General features: G+C 37.1%; 4 protein-coding genes and 1 rRNA gene. 4 read left to right on the forward strand and 1 reads right to left on the reverse strand.

All coding sequences use genetic code 11. The features are described from left to right. The 4 genes from BUB87_RS13200 to BUB87_RS13215 form a co-directional block, all read left to right on the forward strand. Nucleotides 1-236 (forward strand): 23S ribosomal RNA (locus tag BUB87_RS13200); the annotation flags it as partial. A gap of 181 nt (nucleotides 237-417) precedes the next feature. Next, entirely contained in the window at nucleotides 418-1,659 is a 1,242-nt protein-coding gene (locus tag BUB87_RS13205; RefSeq protein WP_200792845.1) for an MFS transporter, read from the forward strand. Between the two features lie 21 nt (nucleotides 1,660-1,680). Continuing rightward, on the forward strand, nucleotides 1,681-4,089 hold the full coding sequence (locus BUB87_RS13210; RefSeq protein WP_073346417.1) for a PD-(D/E)XK nuclease family protein: 2,409 nt from the start codon (nucleotides 1,681-1,683) through the stop codon (nucleotides 4,087-4,089). A gap of 2 nt (nucleotides 4,090-4,091) precedes the next feature. Beyond that, a complete protein-coding gene (locus BUB87_RS13215) occupies nucleotides 4,092-6,899 on the forward strand; it encodes a UvrD-helicase domain-containing protein (RefSeq protein WP_073346419.1) in 2,808 nt (935 codons plus the stop codon). Between the two features lie 3 nt (nucleotides 6,900-6,902). On the opposite strand, the gene BUB87_RS14060 is transcribed toward BUB87_RS13215, so the two are convergent. Beyond that, nucleotides 6,903-8,897: a serine hydrolase gene (locus BUB87_RS14060; protein WP_084111336.1), complete on the reverse strand. Its 1,995-nt coding sequence runs from the start codon at nucleotides 8,895-8,897 to the stop codon at nucleotides 6,903-6,905. Between the last annotated feature and the right edge of the window lie 427 nt (nucleotides 8,898-9,324).

The raw sequence follows: 9,324 nt of genomic DNA on the forward strand, positions 1-9,324 counted from the left end.
ACCGGAAAGGACGGACCGATGGTGAACCAGTTGCAGTGCCAACTGCACGGCTGGGAAGCCAAGTCCGGGAGTGATAAACGCTGAAAGCATCTAAGCGTGAAGCACGCCTCAAGATAAGATTTCCCATACCGTAAAGGTAGTAAGACCCCTCGAAGAAGACGAGGTAGATAGGCTTAAGGTGTAAGAGCAGAAATGCTTTAAGCTGGTAAGTACTAATAGGTCGAGGCCTTGACCTCACATCCTCTATCCTCTCAAGGTCTAAAATAATATAACAGTAAAGTTAAGAGCATCTGCATATCAGGTGCTTTTTTATTTTGTTGGTTTACCTTTATGCTTGCAATTGCGATGAATGCTTGATACAATGAATTTGGTTAGCCAATTGTTTTCAATAAAGTTTGAGCATAGAGGAGTGTTATAGTGTTTAAACGGATAAAGGGTAATGCCAGGGGATGTCTCATCTATGAACCTATGTGGATAATTCCTGCCAGCATGTTTATGACGTATTCTTCTTTGTATATGGTAAAATTGGGATTGAGTGATACCCAGATCGGTTTTATTACGTCTTTAGGGCTGGTTGTACAGATATTTTCGTCGTTTATAAGTGGATACTTAACAGATAGGTTGGGTCGAAGAAGGGCTCTTCTGCTATTTGATTTACTGAGCTGGAGTGTTGCCACATTGATATGGGCGATATCACAGAATTTTTGGTATTTTTTTGTAGCTGCGATCATAAATGGATTTCAAAAGATTCCAAATACGGCCTGGAACTGTCTTTTAGTAGAAGACACTGTTCCTGAAGATCGTCCGGCTATTTTTACCATATTGCAATTAATAAGTGTAATTGCGGGCTTTTTTGCACCGCTGGGCGGACTTTTGGTTAAACGTTTTACCCTGGTTCCGGCTATGAGAATAATGTATTTAATTGCGTTTGTAAGCATGACATTTATGTTTTTGGGCAGAAATTACGCTACACATGAGACCGATATTGGTATAAGGAAAATGAAGGAAAGCGCAGAGTTGAAATTTAAAGATAGTTTGAAAGAATATTTAGATGTGATTAAAGAAATAATTTCAAACAAATTCCTTATGGTTATATTTGCTGTCTATATACTCAACAATTTTCAGATGACTATAAGGGGTACGTATCAATCCATGTATCTGGTTCAAGCTTTAAAGTTAGATGATGCGCTGATAGCTATATTTCCTACTATATCATCTTTGGCGATGTTAGTATTGTTGCTTTTTGTAATGCCGAGGCTTAACAATGAACATGCCAGTAAATATATGATTTTTGGATTTGCTATTTCATTAATTGCTAACTTAATATTGGTTTTGGCGCCGCCCAAAAATGTTTTATTGGTGATATTGAGCACATTGATGGCATCAGCTGGAGGTATTATTGTAAGTCCATACCTGGAAAGTTCAGTGGCCAATGCTATTGATGATGAGACGCGGGCGAAGACTTTTTCAATATTGACTGTACTCATATTGTTATTTATATCTCCTTCGGGTATAATAGGCGGATGGACTTATTCTATTGATCCGAGGATACCTTTTATTTTAATTGTCGGAACGTTTTTGCTATGCATTATTCTTCTCTGGATTTACTCACGAAAAGAAAAGCCAGAGATGTTTTTGTCTAAGGCGGATAAAGCATGAAATAATAAGGAGAATATGAAGGTGAAAGATATTATGGATCTTTATGTGTTTCCTACACGGGAGTTAATGAAACAGCGTAATTGTGGCGAAAATGACAGGTATACCTTTGATGTATTTATCAATAGAGTTATTTCTGATTTTACTGCAGGCTTAACTGCTATTGGGGACTTGGAAAAATTCTTTATAATATACCGATTAATGTCAGATGCTGTTAGAAAGCAGTTTAAGTATTTCAAAGACGTCAAAATAGGATATGCTAAAGCCATCAGCAGCCTTATTTCTGAGCTTAAAATGCAAGGTATTATGCCTGATGACCTTGTACAGCTATTGCCTCGTACTGAAAAGTACGAGGATCTTGTATTAATATATAGCCTTTATAATGACTTTTTAAAGAACAACATGCTTTATGATAAAGAAGACAGGTATTTATTGGCTATGGATAACATTAGGGATTATGTAAAGCAATACGATAGGGTCATTTTTGTGGATTTTTACGATATTACGAAGATACAGTTAAACTTGATGGCTAAAGTAGATCCAAAGGCTTTACAGGAAAACGACCCTCTTATATCGAATATAAACAGGTTATACGTGTATGAAGCGTGGGATAGGACTGCGGAGGTATACAATCTAGCACACCAGATATTAAAGGATATAAAGCAAGGTTTAAGATGTGAGGATATGGCTATTGTAATACGAGAGCCTGCACTATATGCCGATTATTTAAACAGCGTATTTAAAAAAGCAGGTATACCGCTGGGACAAGATATACGTGAACCTATATTGAGAAATCCTTTTGTAAAAGGATTTATGGTGGCCTTAAAGGGTATTAAAAACTCATATTTTGAGGCTTTTGATGTGCCTGATTACCCTATGACGTTTAGTCAATGGAATGAATATGTGTTAAAGAAGCTGCAGGAAGCCGGGTATCCTGATAGGTTGATAGATGTAGATAGTGATCTGGAGTACTACAAAAGAGATATAGAAGCTTATGGCGCTGTGGAGGATTTTTTAGGCAAAATCAATAGGATAAGTGCCATCACAGGAGAATTTGTTCAGATTGGTATTGAAAGATATGTAGATCAGCTAAAAGAATTTTTAAAAGATATGACGTATTGCCGGGAAATATCCAGAGGTGGAATAAGTATTATATCTCCTACTGGAATGAGGGGATTAAGATTTAAGAAGGTATATGTTTTAGGATTAGTAGAAGGAGAATACCCCAGAGCCTTTATTTCTGATTGGTTGATAAAGGATGACCATCGAAGGCTATTAAATGAAAAGGGATATTCAATTGATACGTTAGATGGGCTTATAAAAAGGGAAAGGCTTACATTGGATTATATAATGGCATCATCTGAGGAAATCTATGTATCATATCCTGATATAATAGAAGGCAATAAGCCGTCGTTGATATCTGATTACGTGAGTTTAATGGCAGAACACTCAAAGGCCGTATCTACAGCCAGTGTGGATTTTGATGATGTTTTTGTATATGATATTGGCATAGATGTACCAGATACTCGAGGTATAATTACTGCTGATTTGCGACCTATTTTTGATAACTATGTATTTAGCCCTACATCGTTGGAGAAGTACATACAGTGTCCTTATAGATTTTTATTAGGAGAGATTTTGTGTATCAGCCCTGCAGAAGATAACGAATTTAACGCTGCAGTTGAAGGATCTGTGTATCATAGTGTTTTAAGCCGCTTTGTGTCCAACCACAAAAATGGATTTGAAGCGCAAGATGAACAAAAATATATAAATGAAATAGTAGCTATTTTAGATGAGGTGTTATCGGAAAAGGGTGTGGATAGATTATTTGATAATAAGAGGGTATATCAATTGATGAGAAATGATATGATGAATACCTTATCTGATTTCTTGAAAAATCAACTTAAGATATGGGAAAACAGAGAGTACCTACCTTACAAAACGGAATATTTCTTTGGTGGCAATAAAGAGTTCAGAATAAACAATATACCTTTTAAAGGATTTATTGATAGGATAGACCGTTCCGCTGATGGTAGATTTGTGGTGTACGATTATAAAAAGAATACGACGCCGTCTTTTGGCGAAATAATAAATTTTGAAAATATACAATTGCCTCTCTATATTATGGCGGTTCAACAGCTTTTAGGAGAAGTTGTAAGTGGTGGTTTTATATCAATTAAAAAAGGAACGGTAGATCCCATAATGGTAAGGGATCCATCGTTACCTTTTGCAAAGAGAAAGCGAAAAGGCAAATTCACTAAGGAGGATTGGGATAAATTTTTTGAGGACTTTGCCCAAAATATAAGTGGGATATATAATGACATAATTTCCAATAAATTTCCAATTCAACCTAAGAGGTGCCCGAAAACGAATGCATATGGTGCTTTTTGTGAATATGCTGATATATGCGTATATGAGGGGAGCGATATATAATTATGGAATATACACCAGAACAATATATCGCTGTAAATTCTTTGGATAAAAATATGGCTGTAGTAGCTGGTGCCGGTGCTGGTAAGACCAGGGTGCTGGTAGGTAGGGTTATGAATATCTTAAAAACGGGTAATGCCTCCATCGACGAGATTGTTGCTATCACCTACACAGAAAAAGCCGCTTTGGAAATAAAGGATAGGATAAGAGCAGCCCTGCAGCAAGAGATAAATAAAGGCTATAAAGAGCTTATAAGAGAAAAGGAGAGGCTAGGGGTTTCAAATATAGGGACGATACATAAGTTTTGCCTGGATCTTTTAAGGCAGAACCCGGTTGAGGCCGGTATTGATCCTGAATGTAGGGTTCTGGATAGCGCTCAGGCTAAAGTATTGATTAGTGAATGCCTTGATGAGGCCCTTAAAGCTATGCTAGAAAAAGAGGATATATTTCGGTTTGTGGGGACATTAGGGTATGATAATTTTGTTCAAGCCTTATTATTGCTCTATGATAAGCTTAGAAATATGGGTATATCCATTGACGAGTTTGAGAGGTATGCGCCAGAAGGAGAGAAACAGCTGGTATATAAGGTATTGAAGGCTGTTGATCAAATGTATGAGAAGAGAAAAAACTATTTAAATGTGATAGATTATGAGGATATGCTAAGATTATCGTATCAGATGCTAAAAAATCATGAGGACATTTTGGCGTATTACCGTAAAACTTTTAAATATATATTGGTGGATGAATATCAAGATTTAAACTATATTCAAGATTCCATAATAAGGCTACTGGACAATGGCACAAATCTCTTTGTAGTAGGTGATAAAAAGCAGTCAATATATAGGTTTCGCGGTGCCAGGGTTGAATTATTTGATAAGCTATACAATGATTTGTCTAAATTAGGAGGTTCAGTAATTTTAAATAAGAATTTCAGAAGCGTGCCTTCTATACTACAGTACCTTAATAATATTTTTGAGGGCTTTATGGAGTATTTCAGCGATATGTTGCCGCATAGAGAGGAAAAAAGTACAGATGCTGTTGAGATCCTTCTGGCCGAAGGCGAAGATATGAGTGGGAAAAAAGCTGCCGAGGCTCAGCTTCTGGCGAAGCGAATCTCCCTTTTGGTTCAAAAAGATGGCTATAAATACGGTGATATTGCTGTACTCATCAACAAAAGGACCCATGTGGATTACTATACAGCTGAGCTGGATAGATGCGGCATACCGTACCATGTGATAACCAATGGAGGACTTTTAGAGTGTTTAGAAGTTAGAGATGTCGTTAATGCCCTTAAAGCAGTAGCAGGTATGGGCATGATTTATGTATACGGTACGTTGACCAATCTTTTTGCCATTAGCGACGATACCTTTGCGAAGATACGGCTAAATTCAGGCGCGATAACCATGGATACATTGGAAAAGTGGGATGATGATAAATTACAGGGGGCGCTGGCTTTTATTAGGCGCTGGATAAAACATGCGGATTTACTAAGCCTTACTGACCTGGTCAAAATGATAATAGATGATACCCGGTTGTTTTACAGATGTGCTTTAAAAGGCAGGCAGAGCATAGCTAATGTCGTCAGATTTATTCAACTGTGCAGTCAATATGATGATAGCGGCTATACATTGAATGAGTTTTTGAATGAATTGGAAAATTTTCAGGAAGATGAAGACGAAGCGGTTGTGACAAGGGAAGATAGCGATGTGGTAAAATTTATTACTATACATTCAGCTAAAGGGCTGGAGTTTCCTGTGGTTATTTTTGCTGATACGTCAAGTGCTTTTAATAATGTGGATAATGACAGCTTACTTTTTGATCCGGATGCAGGTTTGGCGATTTCGACTGACGATGACGAGTATAAATTTGTACAGGGAAAAATAAAAGAGGGTGATGAAGAGGAGTATAAAAGATTATTATATGTGGCTCTTACAAGGGCTAAAGATAAACTCATTATATCAGGTAATAAAAACTATGCCAGGAGATCTTTTCTAAGCTGGATTATAGAAAAATCGCCATATGATGTAAAAGTTATCGAGCAAATTGAAGGAGAAGTAGCACCGTTGTATCCCATCCAGAGAGATTTAGAAAGGCCTTCCTTTGAAAGGGCTGAGATAAAATCTATTAAGTATTTTGCAGCTACAGCTTTAGGTGATTACCTGAGATGTCCTTTTAAGTATGGACTTAATTTCTTCTTAGGAGTTAAAGAGAAAGAAAGTGGCCTTACAGGCAGTGGTGAAATAGGGGAGATGCTGGGGAGTGAGAGGGGAAGCATCGTCCACAACATCATAGATAGGGCAAAATCTAAGGAAGAAGCTGTGTATATGGTTAATCAGCTTAAAATATGCGATGAGGACAAGGCCTTTATATCAAAGTGTATTAAAAACTATGTAAACAGTCCTTTCACGTCCTATAAAAAGTTTAAATCGGAATATGCCGTTGAGCTGGCTTTGGATGAATACAATATAGTGACAGGGCGCATTGATCGGTTGATACTGGACAATGACATTATACTGTTGGATTTTAAGACAAATATGAGTATTGACTCGGAGCTTTTAAAGGCCTATGAACTTCAATTGAAAATATACGCGATGGCGTTAAAGAAAAATGGAATAGATGTACAGAAGGCTTTTTTGTTCAACCTTTACAGCAATGAGATAACCTATGTGGATATAAATGAGGAGGAATTGAAGAGGGCAGAAGCCCTCGTAAAAAAGATGGTTGGTGAAATAAACAGGATTAAATCCATTGACGAATTTAAAAAAACAGGTAATTGTATAAATTGTGGATTCAAGAATCATATATGCAGATAAGGTTTATCCGTTTATGTGTATTAGCCAGAAGACCGTATTTTTATCCCAACCCAGATCCCAGGGTACATGGTAGCGGTCGGATGTATGGGAATTTACGACAGGTATTGATTTGCTGTTAAATCCTGTAATTATAGCAAAGTGGACCACGTCGTTCTTTTCTTCATAAGCTATCAGATCCCCTGGCATGAGGCTTTTAAGATGGTTTTGCACTTCATTAAATCTACCTCGTGCAATAAGGCTCCCTTTGCCTGAGTATAACAGGTAATTGGCCAGGGAATCGGCCTGTACCCATGCTTTACTTCCAGCTTTTCCATCAAAAAACCATATATAGTCTTGAGGAAGGCCACCGCCTTCTTCAGGATCTCCTAGGCATTGTGAAACGAAATTGGTACAATCGCCACCAATCCCTGTGTAATCAGGGTATTTTTGATTGTATCTATGTTTTTTTTCGGTCAGGTATGCACCGCCGTTGTATAAATCAGCGTATTTAACTGCTTTTTCGCGATTATATATATATCCTTTTGCTTTTATATTATCATTAGTTTTTAATATTTTTGGTAATACATCAGATTCAATATATAGCCCTGAGGCAGGGGTGACATCCTGCACCACAGTGTCTTCATCTAAGGGATCGGTATACCAATCCTTTTTGATTAACCACTTTTCGCCTTTTTGAACCATTTGAATAGCATGTCTTATGCCTATGCCGAAAAAATTTTCGGCATCGTCATTATAGTCGTATCTGGCATTCATAGTTTCTACGGCGTAAATCCATATTGAGTCGCTTTTTCTTTCACTAAATATTATTCTAAAGTCAGTATATATATCTGTAAAACGTATATTGCGGTTCTTTGACCACGACGTAACATAGTGTATTCGCCTGAGTTCATGTTCGTAAGCATACTTACCATATGTTGAGCTTAAGTCAAAAAAATCTTTCAACTTTTTCCCATCACTGCCCATCAGTGCCTTGGCCTTTATATCGAACAGGTTTTTGAGTTCTGGTGCGATAATATTTGATATGTCTTGGTTATCAGGGGTTATGGGATTAAAGACGTATTTTATGCCGCTGTTTGATGCATTCAATCCTGTATTTACTTGATAGTCATAGATGATTTTTGAGATATTTGCAATATGTTTAAAACCTGTATCTGCGTTTTTGTTTTTATTGGTAAGTATAGCTAGTATATATGGCCTCTGGCAATAGACGATTCCAAAATCATTGGCTACGTCGTCTAAATCTCCTTCTTTATGAGGTATGAACAGTTTGTCAGGGAGAAGTGCGGGAATACCTGCATTATAAACCGTATGTGCCATGTCGTTTAGGAACGTTTCTCCTAATTCGGGATTGGCCTTTGAAAAGGCTATAACTGCTTCCATATATGTTACCAGGTCTTTAGCAGTGGTGATGTTTTTGCCGCCGGGATAGACGGTTTGGCCGCCCAGGTCCTTCATAAATTTGATTATGTTTTCTTTTCCCAGATAGCGCATAATCATTCGATTGGCAATATTGTCGCTGGTAGTAATGGCCTGATTTGCCAGTGTTCTCAACGAGTATTTATCTCCCTGTTTTGCTATGTATTCCAGTATTCCTGCTCCTGATTCAAAATCTTTCTCTCTGTCATAAGCTATTTTGGTGTTTAGGTCTACTTTTTTCTCGGCTGCCAGTGTATACAGGTAAAGCATTATGGGAACTTTTATTGTGCTGGCAGCAACAAACATCTTATCTTCATTTATGCCAAAGGTAGTGTTTGTTGTAATATCTTTGAAATATATACCTGCTGATAATTTATTGGCCGAAATATATTCTGCGATTTTTTGTTTCAGGGGCTCATAGTCGGGTTTCGAGATTTTATATGTCTGTTCTGTCTGTGTTTCTATTTTTACTGATGTTATAGCATTATTGGTATTTGCAGGTATTCTTATGATAAAGAATGCTACTAGTATGCAGATAATCGTAATAGTGATACTCAATAAGACACGATTGTGTAATAGCATCGAATCACCCCTTGAATTCCGGATAAGAGTTAAATCTAAAATAATTTTATGATCCAGTATAGTTTTAATGACAAAAAAAATCTGCCATTGAAATGGCAGATAAATCAATATAGAATTAAACAGACGGGCCAGCTGTTATTATCTCATTGCTTACCCCCTCGTATAATATGATTTGTAATCAACCAAAAAGGTCGACCTTTAACAAGATTAATAAAGATCTTTGATATTTAAATATTGTTTCTTTAAATTTCACCATGATTAAATCTATCAAGTGCCACTTGATACTTATGCATACATCGCATAGCTACTACCCATGGTTGGGAAGATGGGTTGTCAAGCCCGAACGCAGTGAGTTCATTTTAGGCTTGACTACTCATCGACCAAACATATAATCCTCTCTGCGATGTATGCTCGATTGCTGCATTTT

The sequence above is a fragment of the Caldanaerobius fijiensis DSM 17918 genome, from assembly GCF_900129075.1.
GTDB lineage: Bacteria > Bacillota > Thermoanaerobacteria > Thermoanaerobacterales > Caldanaerobiaceae > Caldanaerobius > Caldanaerobius fijiensis.

Bases quoted from the DNA above. Each gene is read 5' to 3' on its own strand.
- BUB87_RS13215 (WP_073346419.1), top strand. From the start codon at position 4,092: ATGGAATATACACCAGAACAATATATCGCTGTAAATTCTTTGGATAAA.
- BUB87_RS14060 (WP_084111336.1), bottom strand. From the start codon at position 8,897: ATGCTATTACACAATCGTGTCTTATTGAGTATCACTATTACGATTATC.